This window comes from Rathayibacter sp. AY1D1 (genome assembly GCF_002932635.1).
Lineage (GTDB): Bacteria > Actinomycetota > Actinomycetes > Actinomycetales > Microbacteriaceae > Rathayibacter.
The window spans coordinates 1-22,665 of sequence record NZ_PSVY01000035.1 but is presented as its reverse complement, the minus strand read 5'-3'; the positions used below and the strand labels follow the sequence as shown (position 1 = coordinate 22,665).

Sequence of the window (22,665 nt, the reverse complement as noted above, 5' to 3'; positions counted from 1 at the left end):
TCCTCCGCGGGCGAGGCGGCGGTCGGCGTCGACACCGCTTCCGGGGCGGTCATCGCCTCGGGCGCGAGTGCGGCGGAGGCGAACACCACGGAGAGCACGAGGGTCGTCGTCGGGACGAACGCGGCGAGAGCGCGGGTGGTGCGGGTCACGGACGGTCCAGTTCTGCGGGCTCTGCGATGCGCCCGCCTGTGATTACTACCAGGAGCGTGAAGAGCTCTGCACCCCCGCTTCCGGGTGGAGTGCCGCGGAGCGCGCCAGCGGGCTCGGCCATGCTCGTGCGCCCACCTCCTCGACGAGGCGGCGCTGAGCCGGATCGATCAGACGACCGATCTCCTTCTCGGGGAGCGCCTGCGGGGGAGCGGCCGTTCCTTCTCGCCCGCGGAGATCGACGTGACGGCGCTCCCGCCCAGGCCCGGCACGTCCTTCGGCATCTGGTGCCCTGAGCCGCGCACATCGAGCCCGCACTCGCCCTGCGCGTCGGATGATGCGCCGCACACGCAGAGGAGGGAGCGCCCGCGGGCACCCCCTCCTCCGTCACGGCCGGTCGACCGGCCGCCGTGCGCTCAGCAGACGCGGGCCGGGTAGGCCACCGTCTGCGCGAGGGTCTCGGAGCCCGCCGTGGCGGTCACCGTCACCTGGCTGCCCGGCATGCTCGCGAGGCGGGTGGTGAACGCGGCCGATCCGCTCGCACCCGCGGCCACCGCGGTGACCGTCTTCGAGCCGTAGGCCGAGGCCATCGCGACGTCGATCGGAGCGGTGCCGCCGTTCTTGGCGAGGACCGTCAGCACCGCCTTCCCGGCGACGCAGCGCGACGTCACGGTCACCGGCACCGTCAGCGCCGGGGCGGCCGCCTCGGGGACGACGATCTCGCCGATCTTGAGGAACGAGCCCGGCGTGGAGAAGGTCAGCTTCAGGCCGGTGGCCGAGACCGCCGCGAACGGGATCGTGGTCAGCGTGCCGTTCGCCGCCGGAGCGACGTTCTGCGCGGTGGTCGGCTTCCAGGTGCCGTCCTCGGCGCGGTAGGCCACGCTCACCGACGCCAAGGTGCCCTCGGTGTTGGTGAAGGTGAGCCCGGCGACGCGGTGCGCCTCGGTGTTCGTCAGCGTGAACTCGGCGCTGCCGGCGAAGGTTCCGTCGGTCCAGGTCGACCAGGGGGTGCTCACGTTGCCGTCGCAGGCGTTCTTCGCGGGGAGGGTCGCGTACTTCGTCTGGCTGAACGACGCCGAGACCGCGGCTCCGGGAACGCGGCAGACGTTCGTCGGCGGCGCGGTGCCCCAGATCTGCACCTCCGAGACCGACTGCCACGTGTTCGCCGCGCTGGTGAGGTGCAGGCGGAGGCCCGTGGTGTCGGGCAGGGAGGACAGGTCGAGGATCGCCGTCGGGGCGGATCCGGTCGCGGCCTGGCTGAGGGTGGTGGCGACCGAGGAGGTCGTCCATGCGCCGTTCACCTGGTACTCGACCTCGATCCTCGAGGGCCAGGTGGCGGTCGCACCGTCCTTGTAGGTGCTGACCGTCACCGAGTCGAGGTTCTGCGCCGCGCCCCAGGAGAAGGAGAGGCGGCTGTCGCGCGGGTAGCCGGCCGAGGACCAGTCGTCCCAGCCCTTGCCCTTGACGTCGCCGTCGATGAGCTTGCCGGCGAGGTCCGTGCGGCTCGAGACCGCGACCGAGGCTCCGGGAGCGAGGTTCGCGATGCCCGGCTCCGCCACCTCGATCGTGCGGGTGAAGCGGCGGCCGGAGGAGAACCCGGCGTCGGCGGCGAGCGTGCCCGTCACCTGCACCGTGCCGAGCTCGGCGGGGCCGGGGGCGGCCCAGGTCACGGCGACGTCGCGGGTCGAGCCGTTGCTCGCGACCGAGACCGTCGAGGGGAGCGCGGCGGCGATGTCGGCGCCGCGGCGGACCTGCTTCGGCAGACGGGCGTCCACGACCGACCAGACGCCCTCGCCGACCCCCTTGTCGTCCCAGTAGGAGAGGTTCCAGCCGGATCCCCAGCGCGCCGGGTCCTCCTGAGCCGGGTTCCGCATCTCGAGGCGGCCGTTCTCACCGACCGTCATCGGGAGCCAGACGTAGGTCGAGTCCGACTTGCCCTCGTTCCACCGGTCGCCCATGTAGACGTACTTCCCGGGAGCGAGCGTGAGGACGTTCGTCGACTGCGAGCCGAAGGTCGTCTTGCGGGAGTCGCCGATCGAGAGCAGGCCGTCGCCGCCCTCCGGGATCGCGTTGTAGGCGACGTTCTCGTCGGCGTCGCCCTTCTCGACTCCGCGGGTCCACGCGCCGAGGATCGAGTCGGCGGTGTAGTAGGTCTGCGGGTTCGGCGCCCAGCCGGTCGCCCCGGAGGCGATCGTGTAGTACTTGCCGCCGTTAGCGAAGATCGCGGGCGCCTCGAGGTGTCCGCACTCCTTGACGATCTGGAAGTCGGTGCCGCGCACCGGTGCTCCGGCCGCACCGTCGGCGAAGACGTAGGGGTACGTCCCGTCGGCCGAGTACTGGTTCGCGTCGAGGGTGTCGGTCGTGGTGGTCCGCTCGACGTTGGTGTAGTCGGCGTCCAGCTTCGCCACGTAGAGCGAGTAGTTCTCCTCGGAGGAGTAGGAGATGTACGCGGTGCCGTCCTCATCCTGGAAGACGGTCATGTCCCGTGCCTGCCCGGGCACGGCGGAGGTGGTGCAGGCCTTGTAGTCCGTGCGGTTGTAGAGGCGGTAGACGCCCTGGAGCGTGAAGGGCCCGGTCGGGCTGTCCGAGACGGCGACTCCCGCCATCGAGCGCGCGTAGGTGCTGCCGCCCGGCGTGGTCCGGCCGTCGGAGTGCCACCACATGACCCACTTGCCGGTCTTCTCGTTGAAGAGGACCTTGGGGCGCTCGAAGATGGCGGTGTTCGGCGAGGCCTGCGTCGTGTCGAGGTGGTAGTCGAGCTCCGCGATGCGGTCGGCGCGAGGGGCTCCGGAGTCGTCGACGGTGTCGTAGAGCGCGTCGAAGTAGGGGGCCTCGAGGTCGGCCGGAGCCGAGACGCTGCGCAGCGCGGTGCCCTTGTTCTCCCAGTTGTGGCCGTCGGTGGAGCGGTAGACCGCGACTCCGGGGCTGTTCCAGTAGCCCTTCGTGCGGTCCTCGCCGTACCAGTACTGGACCTGCTGACCGCCCTCCTCGACGGTGACGATCTGGCCGCCGTGCGCCTGGATGTGGCGGCCGTCGGTGTCGTACCAGTAGGGCTGGAAGTAGCCGGCCGCGGTGCTGCCCGGGTCCTGGACCGCCGGGTAGTCGGTGTAGGTCACGGGCGTCGAGGTGCGCGGCACTCCGTCGTCGGGATCCGTGGCCACGGCGGCCGAGGCCGACTGCGCTCCTGTTCCCAGGAGTGCTGCGACGAGCAGCGCGGCCACCGCCGCGGCGGCCGTTCGTGGTCGAGACGTCATGCTGTGCTCCTTTGCACCGGGGACTTCGCGCATGTTCACGCAAACATCACGCTTCCACGAGGGTCTGATGACGTCAACATCCGAATCCACTCGATCGCCGGATCCCGACGGCTGCGGGCCCGGTCCTCGCTGCTCGACCTTCCGGCACGAGCGCTCCGCCCGACTGGAAGGCGCGCTCCGCGAACCGGCGATCATCCGATGCCGCCCGAACCGCGATCGCCCCCGGGCCGGAGGGCTCGAGGGCGATCGGACGTGCGGTGCGGCCTAGCCGCCGACCGCCTGGCGAGCGCTGTCGAGCCCGCTCGAGAAGGCGTCGGCGGAGGAGACGTTGCCCGACTCCAGCTCGACCAGCGCCCCCGAGAGAGCGGCGCCGATCGCTCCGGTGTCGGGGCCGTTCACGAACGAGGGGAAGTCCTCGACCGAGCTCGCGATCACCTCGCCGATCCTCGAGTCGCCGAAGAACGGATCGGTGTAGGCGCGGACGCTGTCGCTCTGCAGGGCGGCGGTGGCGGCGGGGAACGTGCCGGAGGTGGCGAAGTGGTCCTCCTGGCCCTCCGCCGACATCATCGTCTGGATGTACTGCCACGCGGCCTGCGGGTGCTCGGCCCGCGCCGGGATGGCGATGACGCTGCCTCCCCAGTTGCCGCCGACTCCGGGGACCGAGGTGACGCGCCAGTTCCCCGCGGTGTCGGGGGCGTCGGTCTTGATGCCCTGGAGGATCCAGGACGGAGCGACGGTCACGGCGAACGAGCCGTTCGCCCGGCCGGGCGCCCAGCCGGAGGAGAAGGCGGCGATGCCGGCGCTGATCCCCGTGTCGTGGGCCTTCACGGCGATGTCGAAGGCGTCCTCCACCTGCGGGTTCGTGTCGTAGACGAGCTCGCCGTCGGGGGAGTAGTACTTCTCGGTGACCTGGTTGATCGTCGAGTAGAAGACGCTGGTCTCCACGTTGTCGACGAAGGGCTCACCGGTCGCGGCCGTGTACTTCTCGCCGGTCGCGAGGAAGCCGTCCCAGTCGCTCCAGAGCGCGGCGACCTCGTCCGGATCGGTGGGGAGGCCTGCCTGCTCGAACAGGTCCGCACGGTAGGCGAAGCTGAGGCCGCCCACGTCGGTCGGCACGCCCACGACGGAGCCGTCCGCCGCGGTCGCCGCGTCCGCCGCCCAGGGCAGGTAGTCCGCTCCGACGTCGTCGCCGCCCAGCGTGCGCAGGTCGAGGAAGTTGGCGCTGTTCTGGACGAAGCGCGGGAGGTCTCAGGGCTGCGAGGATCTCGCGCGCTCGAGGATGGCGGCGATCACGGCGGACTTCGCCTCGGCGTAGTCGTTCCCGTCCTCCCAGCGCCGGAGGAGGAGAGACGCCTTCGTGCTGCGGTAGAGCTCGCGGTCGGCCGGGTCGGTGCGCAGCCGGTCGCGCAGGAGGAGGTACGCGTCGATCGCGGGATGACCCTCCTCGTAGATGTGGACGTGGGCGTCCCGTCCGGGCGTGCGGACGAGCCGGTGCCCGGGCTCGCGGGTGCGCAGGACGTAGCCGGCCGCGAGCAGCGGCGCGACGTGGTCCTCCTCCGCCGTGACGTCGGGCACGACGACGAGCACGTCGACGATCGGCTTCGCGGGCAGGCCCGGGACGGAGGTCGAGCCGATGTGCTCGACCCGCACGCCCGGGACGGCCTCGAGGATGCGCCGCCGGTGCTCCTCGAACAGGGCGGACCACTCGGGGTCGTGCTCGTGCAGGGCGAGCTCGAGCGGCTCCGGTCCACCGACGAGCTCGACGGAGACGACGTCGGGGCGGCGGGGGCAGCGGTGCGGAGTCACCGGGTCATCCTGCCAGGGGTGCCGCAGGGCGGGTGCGGTTCACTGGAGCGGTGAGCACCCTCCTCGTCACCGCGCACCCCGACCGCGACTCCCTCACCGCCGCCCTCGCCCGGCGGCTGCGGGAGGAGCTCGGCCCCGACGGAGTGGAGACGGCCGACCTCGACGCCGAGGGCTTCGACCCGCGGTTCGGCGCGGCCGACCGGGACCGCTACCGCGGTGTCGGCCCGGTTCCCGACGACGTCCTCCGCGAGCAGCGCCGGCTCGACGGCGTCGACCACCTCGTGCTCGTCTTCCCCGTCTACTGGTGGTCGATGCCCGCGCTGCTGAAGGGCTGGATCGACCGCGTCTTCCTCGCCGGCTGGGCCTTCGACATCGACCCCGTCCACGGCACGCAGCGCAGGCTCGGCGCTCTGACCGTCCACCTCGTCCTCGTCGCGGGGGACTCCGCCGGGACTTACGAGCGGCACGGCTACGAGCAGGCGCTGCTGACGCAGATCCAGCACGGGATCATCGACTACTGCGGAGCCCGGCGCGGCGGGGCCGTCGTCGTCCACGAGTCCGAGCGCGAGGACGACGCGAGCCGCAGGGCGGCGGTCGAGGACGCGGTCGAGCGGACCGTGGAGGCGATCAGGGCTGATCCGCCTGCAGCGCTCCGGTGACGAGGGCCTGCACGAGGGTGTCGGCGTCGTAGTCCGGATCGTGGGCGGCGCCGATGCAGAGGTTGCCGATGCCCTTGAGGAGCATGTAGCCGCTGAGACTCGACGCCGGGATCCGGGCGGGTCGTGCCGCCTCGAGCAGGTCGCCGCAGACGGGGACGAGCCGCTCCACGAAGTAGGCGTGCAGGGCGTCGGATCCGGCGCTGTCGCCCTGGAGCGCACCGGCGAGGCCGTGCTTGGTCACCAGGAGGTCGACGAAGTGGGCGACCCAGGCCCTGAGGGCTGCCTCCGGGGTCGCGCTGTCGGCGAGCAGCCGTGGGCCCGCCTCCGCGCAGGCCTCGACCTGGTGGCGGTAGACGGCGACCACGAGCTCCGAGCGGGTCGGGAAGTGCCGGTAGATCGTCCCCATGCCGACGCCGGCCTCCGCCGCGATCTCGCGGACCGGCGCGTCCACGCCGGAGGCCACGAACACCGTCGCCGCGGCGGCGAGCAGTGCGTCGCGACTCGTCCGCGGTCGGCCGGGCGTGCGGGGCACACGGTCGCTCATCGGTTCTCCTTGCTTTTCGGAGCGGCGCTCCGTAATGTCTCCGAGCGCAGCTCCACCACGTTCCGGAGCAGCGCTCCGCAATGTTCCGGAGCAGCGCTCCGACGATTGTGCCAGAGCGCCGCCACCCAGGAAGGACCCTCGTGCCCACTCCGCTCCTCGACTCGTCGACCCCCGGTGAGCACCGCCCGATGCGCGCGGTCCGCACGGCCGAGCGCGACCCCTCTCGATCCGTCGCGAACGGCCCGTCGCCGAGGGGCGGACGGGCGTCCGCGACGGAGGAGCGGAGCGGGCCCTGCCGTCAGCGCGGGGCGCGCAGCCCGGCGAGCGGGCCGTCGTGCAGCGGCTCCGTCTCCCAGCGGACGCGGGCGGTGCGGTCGGGAGCGAGCTCGACGTGCAGGCGGTGCGGGGTCTCGAGGAACACGACGTCGACCAGGACTCCGTCGCCCGAGGGTCCGGCGCTCGCCGCGAACGGCCCGTCGACGGTCCAGGCTCCCGCGCCGGGCGTCACCGTGAAGCGCTCGTCGCCCTCGGTCAGCGCGAGCGTCCAGCCGCCCTCGTCGGCCGTCACCTCGACGGCGTCGGGCCACGATCCGACCGGCGTGTAGCTCCCGGTCGCGGGGGAGGCGCCCTCGAGCGGGGGAAGGGCGAGCTCCGACAGCCGGTCGGCCAGCCGGGCGTCGGCCTCCGCCGTGGACCCGCGGCCGACGGCGGGGAGCAGGTGCTCCCAGGCGAGCGCGAGCAGCGTCTGCGTGTCCGAGGTCTGGCCGGTCAGCGCGATCACGAGCTCGCGCTCGGGCACGATCAGGCTGAACTGCCCGTACGCGCCGTCCGCGCGGTAGCCGTGCAGCGACCGCCAGAACTGGAAGCCGTAGCCCTGCTGCCAGTCCGGTCCGCCGTCCTCGTGGGTCGGGACGTGCGCGCGGGACGCCTCGGCGACCCACTGCGGCGAGAGGATCCGCCGGTCGCCCCAGCGCCCCTCCTGCAGGTACAGCAGTCCGAGCGCAGCGGCCGCCTCGGTGGTGGCGTGCAGCCCGCTGTAGCCGAGCTCGCGCCCCGAGTCGTCGCGATGCCAGGCGACCTCGCCGATGCCGAGCGGATCGAGCAGGCGCGGGCGCAGGTAGTCGGTCAGCGACTGCCCGCTCACGCGCTGCACGATCGCGGCGGCGGCGAAGGTGCAGGGCTGGTTGTAGGCGAAGACGCTGCCCGGCTCCTGCTCCGGCGGGAGGAGGAGGAAGCCGCGCACCAGGTCGGCCGGGTCCGTCTTCTCGGCACGGTCGATCGTCTCGGCGGAGTGGCCGCTCGCCATCGCGAGGACGTGGCGGACGCGGATCGCACGCGAGCGCGGGTCGGTGATCTCGTCGTCGAGCTCGGGGAAGTACGAGAGGACGGTGGCGTCCAGGTCGACCAGGCCCTCGGCGACCGCGAGGCCGACGGCGGTCGCGGTGAAGCTCTTGCTCAGCGAGTAGAAGAGGTGCAGCCGCTCGGCCGAGTACGGCGCCCACCAGCCCTCGGCGACCACGTCGCCGCCCTGCACCACCATCAGCCCGTGCAGCTCGACGCCGGGAGCGGCCTCGACCCCTTCGACGAAGGCCAGCACTCCCTCGGCGTCGACGGAGCGGGCGGACGGGGTGCTTCTCGGCAGTGAGCGCGTCATCCTCCGATGCTACGACCGGGGCGGCGCCGCCTCCGCCCGGGGGCAGGAGGCGGCGCCGCCTAGGCGGTCGGCTCGGCGGGGAAGGGCCCGAGGCCGAGCAGGAAGCGGAGGATCGCGTCGGCCGGCACGCGCAGGGCGGGGCCGGAGCCGAGCTCCCACTCCGCGTCGGTCGGAGCGAGGGTGCGACCGCGAACGGCGGCGCGGATCGCGAGCGGCGCGCGCTGCAGGCGGTCCAGGGCCACCCCGCCGGTGATGCGGGAGGAGAGGGCGAGCGGCTCGGGGGAGAGCGCGAGCTCGACGCGGACGACCTCGACCAGCTCGGCGACCGAGCGGGGACCCGCGCCCGCGCGGCGAGCGGAGGCGAGAGCGGCCAGGGCCGGGGCGATCTCGGCGGGAGGAGGAGGGGAGGAGGCCTCTCGGGCGCCCATCCGCGTCGCGAGGCGCTGGCCGGTGCTGCTCGAGAGCCGCACGACGAGCTCTCCGAGCAGGGCGTCCCGGGAGACGGCACTGGCCGCCTCGCCCTCCGTGGTGGAGGGGGAGGCGGCCAGGACGGCGAGGCGGTCGAGCCTCTCGGCGACGAGGGGGCGCCAGTCGTTGCTGACGCCCGTCTCGTCGACCGAGGGCCCGGTGCTCAGCGGCAGGAACCGCGACCAGTCGGGCACGACCGCAGGGCCTAGCGTCCGCCCGAGCGGCGCTTGTTGTAGACGTCGAAGGCGACCGCGAGCAGGAGCACGAGGCCCTTGACCGCCTGCTGCCACTCGATGCCGATGCCCATGATCGACATGCCGTTGTTCAGGACGCCGATGATGAGGCCACCGATGATCGCGCCGCCGATGGTGCCGACGCCGCCCTGGACCGCCGCGCCGCCGATGAAGGCGGCCGAGATGGCCTCGAGCTCGAAGCCGTCGCCCGCCTTCGGGCCGGCGAGGTTGAGTCGCGCGGTGAAGACGAGGCCGGCCAGCGCCGCGAGGACGCCCATGTTGACGAACAGCCAGAAGGTGACGTTGCGGGTCTTGATGCCGGACAGCTCCGCGGCGTGCAGGTTGCCGCCGATCGCGTAGACGTGACGGCCGAAGACGGAGCGGTTCATGACCACGCCGTAGATCAGGACGAGCACGGCGAGCACGATCAGGGTGACCGGGATGCCCTTGAAGGTGGCCAGCGCGAAGGAGAAGGCCGCGATCACGACGGAGACGAGGACGAGCTTGGTGACGAACCAGGCGCCCGGCTCGACGCTCTGCGCGTACTTCTGGCGGCCGCGGCGGGTGCGCACGGACTGCACGGCGAAGGCGACGATCGCGAGCGCGCCGATGACGAGCGACAGCGGGTCGAGGTCGGTCTCGCCGAACAGGTCGGTGAGGAAGCCGTTGCCCAGCGCGCGGTACTCGGTCGGGAAGGAGCCGATGTTCGCGTTGCCGAGGACGACGAGCGCCAGGCCGCGGAAGATCAGCATGCCCGCCAGGGTCACGATGAACGCCGGGATCCCGACGAAGGCGATCCAGAAGCCCTGCCACGCTCCGACCAGGGCGCCGATGAGGAGGGAGAGGATGATCGACAGCCACCACGGGAGACCCATGTTGACCGCGAAGACGCCGGAGATCGCTCCGACGAACGCCGCGACCGAGCCGACCGAGAGGTCGATGTGCCCGGCCACGATGACCATCACCATGCCGATGGCGAGGATCAGGATGTAGCCGTTCTGGACGATCAGGTTCGAGATGTTCTGGGGGCGGAGGAGGATTCCGCCGGTCATCACCTCGAACAGCAGCACCACCACGATGAGGGCGATGAAGATGCCGTTCTTGCCGAGGTCGCCCAGCACGTGGCTGAGGCGCTTCGTGAAGGCGTTCTCGGTGGGCTTCACCTGCGCACCGGCCGCGGTGGACGGTTCGTTCTGCAGATCGGTCATCGTTGCTTCTCCTGGGTCATGAGGGTGAGGACCGCCTCGGGCGTCGCCTCGGCGATGGGCAGCTCGCCCGTGATCCGGCCCTCCGACAGCGCGTAGACGCGATCGCAGATGCCGAGCAGCTCCGGCAGCTCGGAGGAGATGACGATGATCCCCTTACCCTGCGCCGCGAGCCGGTTGATGATGGTGTAGATCTCGTACTTCGCACCCACGTCGATGCCGCGGGTGGGCTCGTCGAGGATGAGGACGTCCGGGTCGGAGTAGATCCACTTCGACAGGACGACCTTCTGCTGGTTTCCGCCGGAGAGCTTCCCGGTCTTGGCGAGCACGGTCGGCGACTTGATGTTCATGCTGCCGCGGTACTCGTTGGCGACCTCGAACTCGCGGTTGTCGTCGACGAGTCCGCCGCGGGCGACCTTGTCGAGCGACGCGAGCGAGATGTTCCGCTTGATGTCGTCGATGAGGTTGAGGCCGTAGTGCTTGCGGTCCTCGGTCGCGTAGGCGAGCCCGTGGGCGATCGCCTCCGAGACGTTGCGGATCTTGATCTCCTTTCCGGCCTTGAAGACCTGGCCGGAGATTCGGCTGCCGTAGGAGCGGCCGAAGAGGCTCATCGCGAACTCGGTGCGCCCGGCGCCCATGAGTCCGGCGATGCCGACGATCTCGCCGCGGTGCACCGACAGGTTGACCTTGTCCACCATGACGCGGGTCGGGTCCTGGGGGTGGTGGGCCGTCCAGTCGACCACGCGCAGGATCTCCTCGCCGATGTGCGGCGTGTGGTCCGGGTAGCGGTGGTCGAGGTCGCGGCCGACCATGTCCTTGATGATGCGGTCCTCGGTGACGTCGTCGTGAGCGATCGTCTCGATGGTCTTGCCGTCGCGGATGACCGTGACGGTGTCCGCGATCTTCTTGATCTCGTTCAGCTTGTGGCTGATGATGATCGACGTGATGCCCTGCTCCTTGAGGTGCAGGATCAGGTCGAGCAGGTGGTCCGAGTCCTCGTCGTTCAGGGCCGCGGTGGGCTCGTCGAGGATGAGCAGCTTGACCCGCTTGGAGAGCGCCTTCGCGATCTCGACGAGCTGCTGCTTGCCGACTCCGATCTCCATGATCTTGGTGGTCGGGTTCTCGCGCAGACCCACGCGGGCCAGCAGCGCCGCGGCCTCCTGGTTGGTCTTGTTCCAGTCGATCAGGCCGCCGAAGCCGCGCACCTCGTTGCCGAGGAAGATGTTCTCCGCGATGGAGAGGTAGGGGCTGAGGGCCAGCTCCTGGTGGATGATGACGATGCCCTTCGCCTCCGAGTCGCGGATGCTGGAGAACTGCATCACCTCGTCCTCGAAGACGATGTCGCCCTCGTAGGTGCCGTGCGGGTAGACGCCCGACAGGACCTTCATCAGCGTCGACTTGCCGGCGCCGTTCTCCCCGCAGATCGCGTGGACTTCGCCGCGCTGTGCGTTGAGCGTGACGTCCTGGAGCGCCTTCACGCCCGGGAACGTCTTGGTGATGCCGCGCATCTCGAGGATGTTCGAGGTCACGCCGCCTCCCTTCCTTCGTAGTGGGGGAGGGCGCCCAGTGGGCGCCCTCCCGGGGTGTTCCTTCTCGGGTGAGGAGAGAGGACTAGCCGTTCACTTCCGCGTCGGTGTAGTAGCCGCCGTCGACGAGGACGGACTGGATCTGGTCCTTGGTGACGATGACCGGCTCGAGCAGGAAGGACGGGACGACCTTCTTGCCGTTGTCGTAGGTGTCGGTGTCGTTGACCTCGGGCTCGGTGCCCTCGAGCACGGCCTGGGCCATCTTCACGGCCTCCTTGGCGAGCTCGCGGGTGTCCTTGTAGATGGTCGCGTACTGCTCGCCGGCGATGATCGCCTTGACGGAGTCGAGCTCGGCGTCCTGACCGGTGATGATCGGGAAGTCGGAGCCGACGGTGTAGCCGGCGTCGGTCAGAGCCGAGATGATGCCGCGGCTGAGGCCGTCGTAGGGCGAGAGGACGCCCTGGACCTTGGAGCCGTCGGAGTACGTCTTGGTGAGGATGTCCTCCATGCGGCTCTGGGCGACCTCGCCGTCCCAGCGGAGCGTGGCGACGGTGTTGAAGTCGGTCTCGCCGGACTTCACGACGAGCGTCTTGTCGTCGATGTACGGCTGGAGGGTGTCCATCGCGCCGTTGAAGAAGAACGTGGCGTTGTTGTCGTCGGGGCTGCCGGCGAACAGCTCGACGTTGAAGGGGCCGGCGGGGGCGTCGGCGGCCTTTGCGCCGGTGAGGTCGGTGAGACCGAGGCCCGCGAGCAGCGAGGTGGCCTGCTGGACGCCCACCTTGTAGTTGTCGAACGTGGCGTAGTAGTCCACGTTCTCGGAGTCGCGGATGAGGCGGTCGTAGGCGATGACGGGGATGTCGTTGGCCTTGGCCTCCTCGAGCACGCTCGTGAGGGTGGTGCCGTCGATCGAGGCGACGATCAGGGCCTTGGCGCCCTTGGTGATCATGTTCTCGAGCTGCGAGACCTGGGTGGGGATGTCGTCCTCGGCGTACTGCAGGTCGACCTGGTAGCCGGCCTCCTCGAGCTGCGACTTGACGTTGTTGCCGTCAGCGATCCAGCGCTCGGACGACTTGGTCGGCATCGCGACGCCGACGAGGCCGCCGTCGCCGGATCCCGAGCCCGAGCCGCCACCGGTTCCGGAGGAGCAGGCGGCGAGGGAGAGGATCATCGCTCCGCCGGCGATGCCGGCGATGAGAGCGCGCTTCATTGTGGTCACTGTGATTCCTTCGTCATTGAATGCAGTGGATGCAGGGCCGCCCTCGGGATCGGGGCGGAGATGTGATGCCATGTGAGCGATCACATTGCGTCATGCTAGACCCGACGGCGCCATTCGTGTCAACGCGTACGTCTCGACTCGGTAACGGGACACCGGCGGCGCGTCGTCCGCTCTCGGAGCGGTGCTGTCAAGGGTCCCCGGCCCCGGAAGGGAGCCGGAGCCGTCGGCGTTGCGTCCAGCACTGTCGAAAGGACGCACACCATGACGAAGACCTGGTTCATCACCGGCGCCTCGAAGGGCTTCGGCCGCGAGTGGGCCGAGGCGGCGCTCGAGCGCGGCGACTCGGTCGCCGGGACCGCCCGCCGGATCGAGACCCTCGACGCCCTCGTCGAGGAGTACCCGGACACGTTCCTCCCGCTGACCCTCGACGTGACCGACCGCGAGGCCGGCTTCGCCGCCGTGCAGGCCGCGGCCGACCGGTTCGGCCGACTGGACGTCGTGATCAACAACGCCGGCTACGGGCACTTCGGCATGATCGAGGAGCTCACCGAGGAGGAGGTCCGCGCGCAGCTCGAGACCAACGTCTTCGGCGCCCTCTGGGTCACCCAGGCCGCGCTGCCGATCCTCCGCGAGCAGGGCTCGGGCCACATCGTCCAGGTGTCGAGCATCGGCGGCATCAGCGCGTTCCCCTCGATCGGCGCGTACCACGCGTCGAAGTGGGCGCTCGAGGGCTTCACCCAGTCGCTGGCCGCCGAGGTCGCCGGCTTCGGGATCCACGTGACCCTCGTCGAGCCCGGCGGGTACTCGACCGACTGGTCCGGTCCCTCCGCGTCGCGCAGCGAGCCGATCGACGCGTACGACGAGGTCCGGGAGGCAGCGAGCCGACGCCCCTCCGCCGCTCAGCAGGGCGACCCGCGGGCCTCGCGCCTCGGGATCCTCGCGGTCGTGGACGCGGACGAGCCGCCGCTGCGGATCTTCTTCGGGCGCGCGCCGCTGGGCATCGCGACGGCGGACTACGAGTCGCGCCTCGAGACCTGGAAGCGCTGGAACGACGTGTCGATCGCCGCTCACGGCGAGTGATCCCGGGCGGTCGCGGCGCGAGGGCGTCGCGGCCGCCGGTCAGCGCGAGGCGGTGACGCTCGCGCTCCGGGGGACGGCCGTGGATCCGCGGACGACCAGCTGCGGAGCGATCGGCGCCGCCTTCTCCGGCCGGTCGCCCTCGATCAGGCTGAGCAGCGCGGCCACGCACCGGCGTCCGAGCTCCACGAAGTCCTGGCGGACGCTGGTCAGCGGCGGCCAGTAGAACGCCGCCTCGGGGATGTCGTCGAAGCCGATGACGCTGACGTCCTCCGGCACGCGGACCCCGCGCTCGTGGAACGCGCTCATCAGTCCGAGCGCCATCTGGTCGTTCCCCGCGAACACCGCGGTGAAGTCGAGGAAGCGCGAGAGCTCGAGGCCCACGCGGTGGCCGCGCTCGGCGCTCCAGTCGCCGAGCAGCGGCGGGCGCAGCGGGATCGAGCGGTGGTCGAGCTCGGCGAGGTAGCCGCGCATCCGCGCCTCGGCCTCGATCCAGTCCTGCGGGCCGGCGAGGTGCACGATCTCGGTGTGCCCGAGGTCGATCAGGTGCCCGGTGGCGATGCGGGCGCCGGCCATCTGGTCGACGTAGAGCGCGTCGTCGCGGTCGTCCTCGCTCGTCTGCAGCGTCACGTGCGGGATGCGCAGCGCGACTCCGGAGAGGATGTCGAAGACGCGGATCTGCGGCGCGACGACCACGAGGCCCTCGACCGCCTGGTTGAGCAGATGCCGGATCCCGGCCTGGATCGACGCGCCGTCGGTGCCGTCGACGTTGGCCGTGACCACGAGGTAGCCCGCGTCGCGCGCCGCCACCTCGATAGCCTGGATGCTCGAGGCCGGACCGTACTGCAGGCTCTGCGAGGACAGCACGCCGACGGTGCGGGTGCGGCTGGTGACCAGTGCCCGCGCGGCGAGGTTGGGGCGGTAGTCGAGCTCGGCCATGACCTCGAGCACGCGCTTCTTCGTCTCGGCGCGGAGGCTCGGGTGGTCGTTCAGGACCCGGGAGACGGTCTGGTGCGAGACGCCGGCCGCGCGGGCGACGTCGTAGATGCTCGGCGCCCGCGACGCGGGCTTGTCTTCCGGCATCGGGCACCGCGGCTCTCTGTGATCGGCGCCTCCGACGCAGGACCGGGGCGCCCTCGCGGGCGGCTCGCCCGTCCGCGGGCGCGTGTGAGCACACTTTACGTCCCTCGGCGCGGGGGCCTGCACACCGACGGAACCTCGACGGCTCGGACGGGTGCCGCTCCCGGATCGGCCGGACGTTCCGGCACCGCTGGTGCGGGCGCGCCGGAACGACGCGATCCGCGCCTCCGCCCCGCGGTCGTCGCAGCGGGTGGTCGCCGCGGTCGGGTCAGCCGTCGAAGACCTCGGCCGAGGCGAAGGCCGCATCGGAGCGGAGCACGGCGACGAGGTCCACGGGACAGTCCTCGAAGGCCGTCCTCTCCGGACCGGGAGGCGTGTGCGCTCGGAAGTCGACGACGGATCCCTGGGGCGCGACGGCGTCGGGCGATCACAGGCGCCACCCTGCGGTCCGGGGTACTTTCCCGCGTGTGAACGACAGCGACGAGAAGTCCGGGAGAGGCTGGCGCATCGATCTCGGCGAGCCGCCGGAGAGCGTGTCCGGCGATGTCGTCGACGCTCTCGATAAGGTGTCCGCGGAATTCGCGGCATTCCGGAGCGGAACTTCCGGCGAGGGCGGAGAAAGGGCCGCGGCCCTCCGCGGAGCCGCCCGACTCGGGGCCGGAGAGCACCGGCTCGCCGTCGCCTCGGGGCTGACGCGGGAAGGCGTCCGCGCCTTTCTCGCGGGGGGATGACAAGCCGTCGGAGAGGCGGTTCCCCCGTGCCTCGACAAGCCGGCGCCGAAGGAAGAGAAAGGCCTCGAGAAGGCGCGGCATCCGGAGAGATCGGAGACGACGAATGGACGACGAGGAGTGGGCTCGGTACCTTCTCGCGATGAAGCGCCGAGCACCGACGGATCAGGACGGCGCGACCGCGGAACGGCGTGACGCGATGGTGGCGGCCGTCCTGCGGGAGCTCGACGGGGTCGATCCGTACGGACTCGAGCCGGGTCGCGAGGACGGCGCTCCCCGCGACGAGTACGCGTCTGAGGCGGCCCCGATCGCGAGCATCCTCCTGCGCCGAGGACGGATCACCGGCGAGGAGCTCGACGCCGTCTGGCGGTTCTGGTTCGGCGAGCCGCTGAGCGCCCTGCTCGGCGACGGCTTCGCCCCGCTCCTGGCGCGGCTCGACCGGCTCGCTCCTCTCTCGGCGGAGGAGTGACGGGCGTCGGGTTCCGGCGGCGGACCGGCCGCGATCCCGGCGTCCCGTATCGCTCCGCCCAGCTCCGCCTAGCTCCGCTCGCGGAAGAAGCGGATGAGCTCGCGCAGGGCCGGGAGCGTCGCGCTCTCGGCCTCGGCGTCGTCGAGGTCGTCGAAGGAGGTGCGGAGCCCGGCGGCGTCGGCGTCGGCGGCGGACTCGAACGCCATCGACCACTCCGGGAACAGCCGCTCCCGGATCGGCTCCTCGAGGAGGGTGCGCAGCTGCGCGTGGCGCTCGTCGGCGGCGATGACGGCCATCCGCTCGCGCAGGACCGCGTCCGGCCCCTCGAGCACCTGGAGGAATCGGCCGTCGCGGTGCAGGAGCATGCCGGTCAGGCCGAGGCGCTCGTTGTTCGCGCGGCACTGGGCGAGCAGCGCGGGGAGGTCGGCGTCCGTGAAGCCGGCGGAGGTGCGGCTGGAGTAGACGAGGGAGAGCATGGCGTCCGTTCCGGGTGGGGGAGGCGGGCGCCTCCGCTCCCAGTGGACCACCGACAGCGCCTCCCGCACGGGCACTTCCGCCGGCGGCGGCGGGCTGCTAGAGCTAGCCGACCGTGATCGGAGCGGCAGACGGACGGGTGTCCTGCCGCATCCAGACGAAGAAGCCGACCAGGGTGAACGCGCCGTAGAAGACGTACATCAGCCCCGACGCGTAGTAGCCGGCCGAGAACAGCAGCGGCACGCCGACCAGGTCGACGGCCACCCAGATGAGCCAGAACTCGGTCCAGCCCTTCGCCATGCCGTAGGTGGCGAGGACGGAGCCGACGAAGATCCACGCGTCGCTCCAGACCGGCTCGTAGGAGCCGAGCGCGCGGAACACGGGGGTCAGCACCGCGGTGCCGCCGACCATCCCGAGCACCAGCAGGCCGCGGGTGCGCCACGACGCCCAGCGCGGCTCGATCAAGGTGGTCGAGTCGTCGGGGCGGTGGGTCCACCGGTACCAGCCGTAGACGCTGACCAGGATGAACATCACCTGCCGCCCGGCCTGGCCGAGCAGGTTGACGGGGTTCGGAGTGCCGAACAGGGCGCCCATGAAGACCGTGAACAGCAGCACGTTGCCGATGAGGCCGACGGGCCAGGCCCAGACCTTCCGCCGCATCCCGCCGAGGGCGCTGAGGAGCCCGAAGACGTTGCCGATGACCTCCCGCCAGAGGACGGTCTGCTCGCCGATGACGATCTGCGCGTCGAACAGCCAGTGCACGAGGTCCACGAGGCCTTCTTCCTGAGTCGGGATGCCGGGTGGTGCAACCCTGCCCCATCCCGGGCCATTCCCGTCGCGGGCTGATGAGGGCGCCGCGCTCGAACCACGCTGGATCCCGCTCCGGGGCGGGGAGCGCGACCGGCGCCCCGCTGTGCCGCCGCGACCGTAGGCTGGCGGGATGACGTCCCGGGTGCGACTCCTGCTGGCCTCGTCGCACCCCGGGCCGACCGTGACGGTCACCGTGCTGGCGACCGTGATCGCGGCGGCGTCCGGGCATCCGCTCGGGCAGGTCGTGCTGGTGGCGCTCGCCGTGCTGCTCGGGCAGCTCTCGATCGGGCTCGCGAACGACTGGATCGACGCCGACCGCGACCGCGCGGTGGGGCGCACCGACAAGCCGGTCGCGCAGGGGCTGATCGGCGTGGGCGCCGTCCGCGCCGCCGCACTGGGGACGGCGGCGGCCGCCGTGGTGCTCTCGCTGCTGCTCGGACCGGTCGCCGCGGTCGCGCACCTGGTGCTGGTCGCCGCGGGCTGGGCCTACGACGCGGGGCTCAAGCGCACGGTCTGGTCGGTCGCTCCCTTCGTGGTCGCCTTCGGGCTGCTGCCGGTGGTGGCGGTCGCGGCGGGCGACGGCCGGCTCCCCGCCTGGTGGGCGATCGCGACCGGCGCCGTGTTCGGCATCGCGATCCACTGCACGAACGTGCTCCCCGACCTGGTCGACGACGAGGCCACCGGGGTCCGCGGCTTCCCGCACCGCCTCGGCCTGCGGCTCTCCGGAGTCGTCGCCTTCGGGTCGCTGGTGGTGGCCGCGCTGCTCGTGCTCGTCGGACAGCTCGTCGGCGACCAGCCGGTGCGCGGGACAGGCGTGGTGCTCGCGGTGATCGGGACCCTCGCGGTGGTCGTGCTCGCCGCGGCGGGCATCCGCCTGGTGCTGACCGGTCCGCCGACGCGCACCCTGTTCCGGCTGGTGATCGCGGCCTCGCTCGTGCTGGTGGTCGAGCTCGGGCTGGCGGGCGCGCGGCTGGTCGGCTGACCGGCCGCCCTCAGGACCAGCGCATCGCGTAGACGCGGGCGAGCAGGTCCGAGGTCGGCAGGGCGAGGGCGGTGCGGAGGAACGCCTCGCGGCCGCGGTGCGCGAGCGAGCCGAGCGGGCGTCCGAGGGCCATGTTCGCCTCCGCCTGCCGCGCCGCGCGCCGGGCCGCGGTGGTGCGCCGCCGGGCGAAGCCGGGCCAGGGGCCGGCCTCGCCGCGGCGCACGGCACCGGCCAGGAGCGGGGCGAGCTCGGCGGCGTCGAGCCAGCCGAGGTTCATGCCCTGCCCGCCGATCGGACTGATCTCGTGCGCGGCGTCGCCGATGAGCACGACGCGGCCGACGCCCATCCGCTCGGCCTCGCGGCGCCGCACCTGGAAGCCGCTGAGCATCGTGCAGGTCTCCGGGTCGGCGTCGGCGCCCGTCCGGTCGCGGACAGCGGCGGCCAGGGCGCGCGCGGCCTCCTGGTCGGGGGCCTCCTCGGGCCGCCAGGCGGGGGCGCCGAGGGAGCGGTCCGGGCCGCTCAGGGCGACGTACCGGCGCCGACCGCCCGGGAGCGGGAAGGACTCCACCACTCCGGCCGGACCGACGTCGACCAGCGCGATGCCGGTGAGACCGCCGGGCTCGGGGTCGGCGAAGTCGCCCATCACGTAGCGGTCCGGGTAGTCGCGGCCGGTGGTGCGGATCCCGAGCAGATCGCGGACGGTGCTGCGGGCGCCGTCGGCCCCCACGACGAAGGCGGCGCGGACGGAGACCGGCTCGCCGCCCGGTCCGGTGCCGGTCGCCTCGACGGTCGAGCCCCGACGGAGCAGGCCGGTCAGCGCGACCCCGGGGCGCAGCGCGTCCGGGGCCGCCGCCTCGAGGCTCTCGCGGAGGATCGCCTCGGTGCGGTGCTGGTCGAGGGTGACGACGTAGGGGTGCGTCGCGGAGGCGCGCGCGAACGAGAGCGTGCCGAGGGTGCGGCCCCGGCTGCGCGCGACGCCCTCGCGGACCCGGGTGGCCTCGGCCAGCACGGGAGCATCGGCGCCGATCGCGGCGAACGCGTCGAGCGACGGCGGATGGATGCCGATCGCCCGCGAGCCGCTCGGCACCGAGGAGCGCCGCTCCCACACCTGCACGTCCACTCCGGCCCGCGCCAGGAGCGCGCCGAGCAGCAGTCCGACCGGACCGCCGCCGACCACGAGCACGTCCGTCTCCGCTGTCACGGGTCGAGCCTAGGGAGCGGCGGCGCGGCGGGCGAGGGGGTGCGCTCGACCGCCGCGCGTGCTCAGGGTGCGAGCGGAGGCGTCAGAGCGCGTCGACAGCGGCGAGGATCTCCTCGGTCTCCGTGCGCGTCGTGTAGTCGACGTGCACGTCCGCCGTGCGGACGATCCGGTCGGCGTCGACGACCAGGACGGTCGGGTACGGGACGGCCGGGGTGTCGTCGGCGTTGCTGTCCTTCACGGCGAAGCCGAGCGCGGTGTGCGCCTCCTGCGCGTCGCCGCTGGGGGCGGTGACGATGCCGAGAGCGCTCGCGAGCGTGTTGCCGGGGTCGGAGACGACGGTGAAGCCCAGGTCGCCGTTCGCGACCGCCGCGCGCGACCCGTCGGGGGTCTGCGGGCTGATCGCGACGAGGGCGACTCCGCGCGAGGCGAGCTCGGGGGCGAGGGTCTCGTTGTAGTGCTTGAGCGTGATGTTGCAGTACGGGCACCAGGCTCCGCGGTAGAAGACGAGGACGGCCGGGCCCGCGCCGAGGACGTCCGCGAGGGCGACGGTGTCGCCGTCGACGGTCACGACGGAGGCGGCGGGGAGCGCGTCGCCGGCGGTGACGGCTCCGCTCGGGGCGCCGGCGGCGACGAGGTCGTCGCGCTCGCCGGAGAAGACGGCGGCGAGCTCGGGGCCGACCGTCTCGTCGAAGCCGACGGTGAACTCGTCGAGCTGGGTGCGGACGGAGGTGCTGGTCATCGGAAGTCCTTCGGTCGTGACGGTCATGGTCCCCCGTCCGGGAGCCTAGGCACGCGGGGGACCGGGCGCCGGGCGCCCGTCACGCGGCGTCACACGACGGCCGACGCGTGTCGGCCGGCGTGCGTGGGACCGGCCCCGTCGCTCCGTCACTCCGGGGCGACGACCAGCTCGCCGCCGGCGCAGCGCGAGACGCACGGCATGATCCAGCGGTCCTGCTCCTCGGGGGTCAGCACCAGGTCGCGGTGCTCCGCCGTCCCGCCGACGAGGCGCAGGCGGCAGGTGCCGCACGTGCCCGACTCGCAGGAGGAGTCGACGTCGATCCCGGAGGAGCGGAGCGCGGTGAGGAGCGAGCGGTCGGCCGGGACCTCCACGACGGCTCCGGTCGGCTCCCAGACGGCGGCGAAGGGAACGGCCCGGTCGCCGACGGTGTCGACGCCCGCGAAGTCCTCGACGTGGATACGGCTCGGGCGCCAGTGCATCGTGAGGGCGAGGACCTCGTCGATCAGCGCGGACGGACCGCAGCAGTAGATCCGGGTGTCGTCGTCGGGCTCGGCGACGAGCGGCCAGAGGTCGAGCCGGCCGTGGATCGCACTGTGGTGCACGAGGGAGCCGTCGGCGGAGAACTCGTCGAGCCACGCGGTGTCCTCGGGGGTGCGGCTGAGGTAGACGACCTGCACGGCCGATCCCTGCGCCCGGAGCTCGGCGGCCATCGCGCGGATTGGGGTGACCCCGATCCCGCCGGCGATCAGGAGGTAGCGGGCGGCGGGCCGGAGGGCGAAGGTGTTCGCGGGCGGCGCGGAGGAGAGGACATCGCCGACGCGGACGTCGTCGTGGAGGCTCCGCGATCCGCCCCGACCCCCGGGCTCGCGGCGCACCGCGATCGCGTAGTGCGACGGCTCCGCGGATCCCGGCTCGACGAGGCTGTAGCTGCGGCGCTCGCCGGAGGGGGTCGTGAGCGTGAGGTGCGCGCCGGCGGAGTAGCCGGGCAGCGGGGCGCCGTCCTCGCTCCGCAGCACGAAGCGGGTGACGGCCGGGGTGAGCGCCTCGCGCTCGGCCACCACGAGCCGCAGCTCAGCCACGGAGCACCAGCTCGTCGCCCACGCCGAGCGTGCCGCCGTCGAGGACCTCCGCGTAGACGCCGAGGAGCTCGTGGCCGTAGGTCTCGTGCAGCAGGCGAGGGACCGGCAGGTCGCGCCGACCGGTGCCCGGCTCGACCTCGGTCGCGGCGCACCGCTCGGTGGCCTTCGTGATCCGCAGCCGCAGCCCGCCCGCGGTGAGCTCGCGGCCGAGCAGCTCGAGCTCGCTCCACGCGGGCAGCCCCTCGAGGTGGATGTTCCCGCGGAACCGCAGCGGATCGACGCTCCGGCCGGTGCGCTCGGCGAGGTCGCGGACGCTCGCCAGGTTGATCAGCGAGACGTACTCCATCTCGATGTCGGAGTTGTGGGCCGTGTCGGTGTAGCGGCGCCCCGCGTCCTGGGCGATCACGGGCTCGACGCCGGGCGGCAGGTCGAGCACGCGGGCGGCGAAGGAGCGCAGTGCGGCCCGGCCGTCCTCCGCGCCGAGGTCGGCGGAGAGGACCCGGTGGCCGCGGACGTCGACGGTGAGCACTCCGCTGTCGGGGTCGAGGTGCGTGGTCAGGCCGGCGAGGCGCGCCTCGGCGACGAGCACGAAGTACTCGCGCTTGGAGATGCCGTGCCGCATGCCGGGCCGGTAGGCGCCGCCGGGGCGGGCGAGGGCGATCGTGCGGTCGAAGGGGACGCCGCGGCCGGCGGTGAGCTCGACGCGGGGGAGCGGCTGCGGGGTCAGGCCCTTCACCGGGTAGACGAAGAGGCCGTCCACGCGTGTCGTCATGCCCCCATCCTGGCGCATCGCCGGGAAGCCGGCAGGGCCGTCGCGGCGCAGCGGAGCGCGAGGAACGGACGCGGCGCCGTGCGGATCCTGCGAGGGCGGGCGGAGGGATCCGCTCCGGCGGGCCTTGTCAGTACTGGAGGGAGAGGCCGACCAGGGGCGGGACGACGAGCGCGCCCAGCTCGACGATCGCGACGCTCGCGCCGACGCCGAGCGTGACGGCCGAGAGCAGCCGGGCGCGGTCCTTCCGCGCGACGCCGATGACGCCGACGATCGCGGTCGCCGTCGCGAGCACGAGCATCGTGACCCCGAGGGCGGCGAAGAGCGCCCCGATCTGAGTGGTGTCGAAGCCGCCCTGGAACGCGAGGACCGGGATGGCCGTGGTGAGCGCGGTCCGCCCGATCTGCGCGAGGACGAGGACGATCGCGAGGACGAGGCCGACGATGCCGACGACGTCGCGGGGCCGGGGCTGGGGGGCGTGAGGACCATCAGGCTGGTGCTGATCATCGCGGGCGTGCTGATGGTCGAGATCGGGTCGCAGCGAG

The 22,665-nt window shown here is 72.3% G+C and carries 22 protein-coding genes; 5 read left to right on the top strand and 17 right to left on the bottom strand.

Going from position 1 to position 22,665, the window contains the following annotated elements:
- Positions 1–563: 563 nt before the first annotated feature.
- From C5C56_RS15645 to C5C56_RS15635, 3 genes are all read right to left on the bottom strand, one after another.
- Positions 564–3,401: a discoidin domain-containing protein gene (locus tag C5C56_RS15645; RefSeq protein ID WP_104319904.1), complete on the bottom strand. Its 2,838-nt coding sequence runs from the start codon at positions 3,399–3,401 to the stop codon at positions 564–566.
- 264 nt (positions 3,402–3,665) lie between these two features.
- The gene (locus tag C5C56_RS15640) at positions 3,666–4,598 is read right to left on the bottom strand and encodes an ABC transporter substrate-binding protein (RefSeq protein ID WP_258065696.1); all 933 of its coding nucleotides are present in this window, start codon (positions 4,596–4,598) and stop codon (positions 3,666–3,668) included.
- Positions 4,599–4,649: 51 nt separating this feature from the next.
- Entirely contained in the window at positions 4,650–5,207 is a 558-nt protein-coding gene (locus C5C56_RS15635; protein ID WP_104269722.1) for a GrpB family protein, read from the bottom strand.
- Between the two features lie 50 nt (positions 5,208–5,257).
- On the opposite strand from C5C56_RS15635, the gene C5C56_RS15630 reads away from it, so the two are divergent.
- Positions 5,258–5,866, top strand: coding sequence for an NAD(P)H-dependent oxidoreductase (locus C5C56_RS15630; protein WP_104269721.1), 609 nt, complete (start codon positions 5,258–5,260; stop codon positions 5,864–5,866).
- Here C5C56_RS15630 and C5C56_RS15625 read toward each other — a convergent pair.
- The 6 genes from C5C56_RS15625 to chvE all read right to left on the bottom strand — a co-directional run bounded on the left by C5C56_RS15625 (position 5,835) and on the right by chvE (position 12,703).
- Positions 5,835–6,410 carry a TetR/AcrR family transcriptional regulator gene (locus C5C56_RS15625; protein ID WP_104227392.1) on the bottom strand — a complete coding sequence of 192 codons (576 nt, stop codon included), beginning with the start codon at positions 6,408–6,410 and terminating at the stop codon, positions 5,835–5,837. The two genes, C5C56_RS15630 and C5C56_RS15625, sit on opposite strands and share 32 nt — an antisense overlap.
- Before the next feature lie 298 nt (positions 6,411–6,708).
- Positions 6,709–8,064: a serine hydrolase gene (locus tag C5C56_RS15620; RefSeq protein WP_104319903.1), complete on the bottom strand. Its 1,356-nt coding sequence runs from the start codon at positions 8,062–8,064 to the stop codon at positions 6,709–6,711.
- A 59-nt stretch (positions 8,065–8,123) separates the two neighbouring features.
- A complete protein-coding gene (locus tag C5C56_RS15615) occupies positions 8,124–8,726 on the bottom strand; it encodes a hypothetical protein (protein ID WP_104224981.1) in 603 nt (200 codons plus the stop codon).
- Positions 8,727–8,737: 11 nt separating this feature from the next.
- On the bottom strand, positions 8,738–9,973 hold the full coding sequence (gene mmsB / locus C5C56_RS15610; protein ID WP_104273484.1) for a multiple monosaccharide ABC transporter permease: 1,236 nt from the start codon (positions 9,971–9,973) through the stop codon (positions 8,738–8,740).
- Positions 9,970–11,499, bottom strand: a complete 1,530-nt coding sequence (gene mmsA, locus C5C56_RS15605; RefSeq protein WP_104256398.1) for a multiple monosaccharide ABC transporter ATP-binding protein — start codon at positions 11,497–11,499, stop codon at positions 9,970–9,972. Before mmsA ends, mmsB begins: the two co-directional genes overlap by 4 nt.
- Positions 11,500–11,581: 82 nt before the next feature.
- A complete protein-coding gene (gene chvE / locus C5C56_RS15600; protein ID WP_104224984.1) occupies positions 11,582–12,703 on the bottom strand; it encodes a multiple monosaccharide ABC transporter substrate-binding protein in 1,122 nt (373 codons plus the stop codon).
- A 270-nt stretch (positions 12,704–12,973) separates the two neighbouring features.
- Here chvE and C5C56_RS15595 point away from each other — a divergent pair, with 270 nt between their 5' ends.
- Positions 12,974–13,792 carry an SDR family oxidoreductase gene (locus C5C56_RS15595; RefSeq protein WP_104273485.1) on the top strand — a complete coding sequence of 273 codons (819 nt, stop codon included), beginning with the start codon at positions 12,974–12,976 and terminating at the stop codon, positions 13,790–13,792.
- A 39-nt stretch (positions 13,793–13,831) separates the two neighbouring features.
- Here C5C56_RS15595 and C5C56_RS15590 read toward each other — a convergent pair whose 3' ends face one another.
- The gene (locus C5C56_RS15590) at positions 13,832–14,872 is read right to left on the bottom strand and encodes a LacI family DNA-binding transcriptional regulator (protein WP_104234510.1); all 1,041 of its coding nucleotides are present in this window, start codon (positions 14,870–14,872) and stop codon (positions 13,832–13,834) included.
- Positions 14,873–15,336: 464 nt separating this feature from the next.
- Here C5C56_RS15590 and C5C56_RS17620 point away from each other — a divergent pair, with 464 nt between their 5' ends.
- Both C5C56_RS17620 and C5C56_RS15585 read left to right on the top strand, forming a co-directional pair.
- On the top strand, positions 15,337–15,600 hold the full coding sequence (locus C5C56_RS17620) for a hypothetical protein (RefSeq protein WP_104227400.1): 264 nt from the start codon (positions 15,337–15,339) through the stop codon (positions 15,598–15,600).
- Positions 15,601–15,739: 139 nt separating this feature from the next.
- Positions 15,740–16,066, top strand: a complete 327-nt coding sequence (locus C5C56_RS15585) for a hypothetical protein (RefSeq protein ID WP_146078887.1) — start codon at positions 15,740–15,742, stop codon at positions 16,064–16,066.
- Positions 16,067–16,134: 68 nt separating this feature from the next.
- Here C5C56_RS15585 and C5C56_RS15580 read toward each other — a convergent pair whose 3' ends face one another.
- Together C5C56_RS15580 and pnuC are read right to left on the bottom strand one after the other, a co-directional pair.
- Positions 16,135–16,542 (bottom strand): BLUF domain-containing protein, encoded by a 408-nt coding sequence (locus C5C56_RS15580; RefSeq protein ID WP_104227402.1) that lies wholly within the window; start codon positions 16,540–16,542, stop codon positions 16,135–16,137.
- Between the two features lie 103 nt (positions 16,543–16,645).
- A complete protein-coding gene (pnuC, locus tag C5C56_RS15575) occupies positions 16,646–17,311 on the bottom strand; it encodes a nicotinamide riboside transporter PnuC (RefSeq protein ID WP_104319902.1) in 666 nt (221 codons plus the stop codon).
- 169 nt (positions 17,312–17,480) lie between these two features.
- Here pnuC and C5C56_RS15570 point away from each other — a divergent pair, with 169 nt between their 5' ends.
- Positions 17,481–18,332, top strand: a complete 852-nt coding sequence (locus tag C5C56_RS15570; RefSeq protein WP_104227404.1) for a UbiA family prenyltransferase — start codon at positions 17,481–17,483, stop codon at positions 18,330–18,332.
- A 10-nt stretch (positions 18,333–18,342) separates the two neighbouring features.
- Here the strand turns inward: C5C56_RS15570 and C5C56_RS15565 are convergent, their stop codons facing one another.
- The 5 genes from C5C56_RS15565 to C5C56_RS18025 form a co-directional block, all read right to left on the bottom strand.
- Positions 18,343–19,533, bottom strand: coding sequence for an NAD(P)/FAD-dependent oxidoreductase (locus C5C56_RS15565; RefSeq protein ID WP_104319901.1), 1,191 nt, complete (start codon positions 19,531–19,533; stop codon positions 18,343–18,345).
- Positions 19,534–19,615: 82 nt separating this feature from the next.
- A complete protein-coding gene (locus C5C56_RS15560) occupies positions 19,616–20,272 on the bottom strand; it encodes a peroxiredoxin-like family protein (protein WP_104247729.1) in 657 nt (218 codons plus the stop codon).
- 146 nt (positions 20,273–20,418) lie between these two features.
- Positions 20,419–21,351, bottom strand: coding sequence for a PDR/VanB family oxidoreductase (locus tag C5C56_RS15555; RefSeq protein WP_104269711.1), 933 nt, complete (start codon positions 21,349–21,351; stop codon positions 20,419–20,421).
- Positions 21,344–22,123: an MOSC domain-containing protein gene (locus C5C56_RS18030; protein WP_181068112.1), complete on the bottom strand. Its 780-nt coding sequence runs from the start codon at positions 22,121–22,123 to the stop codon at positions 21,344–21,346. The genes C5C56_RS15555 and C5C56_RS18030 overlap by 8 nt, the downstream gene beginning before the upstream one ends.
- Before the next feature lie 127 nt (positions 22,124–22,250).
- Positions 22,251–22,665: hypothetical protein (locus C5C56_RS18025; RefSeq protein ID WP_181137618.1), on the bottom strand; the 415-nt coding region annotated here is incomplete at its 5' end.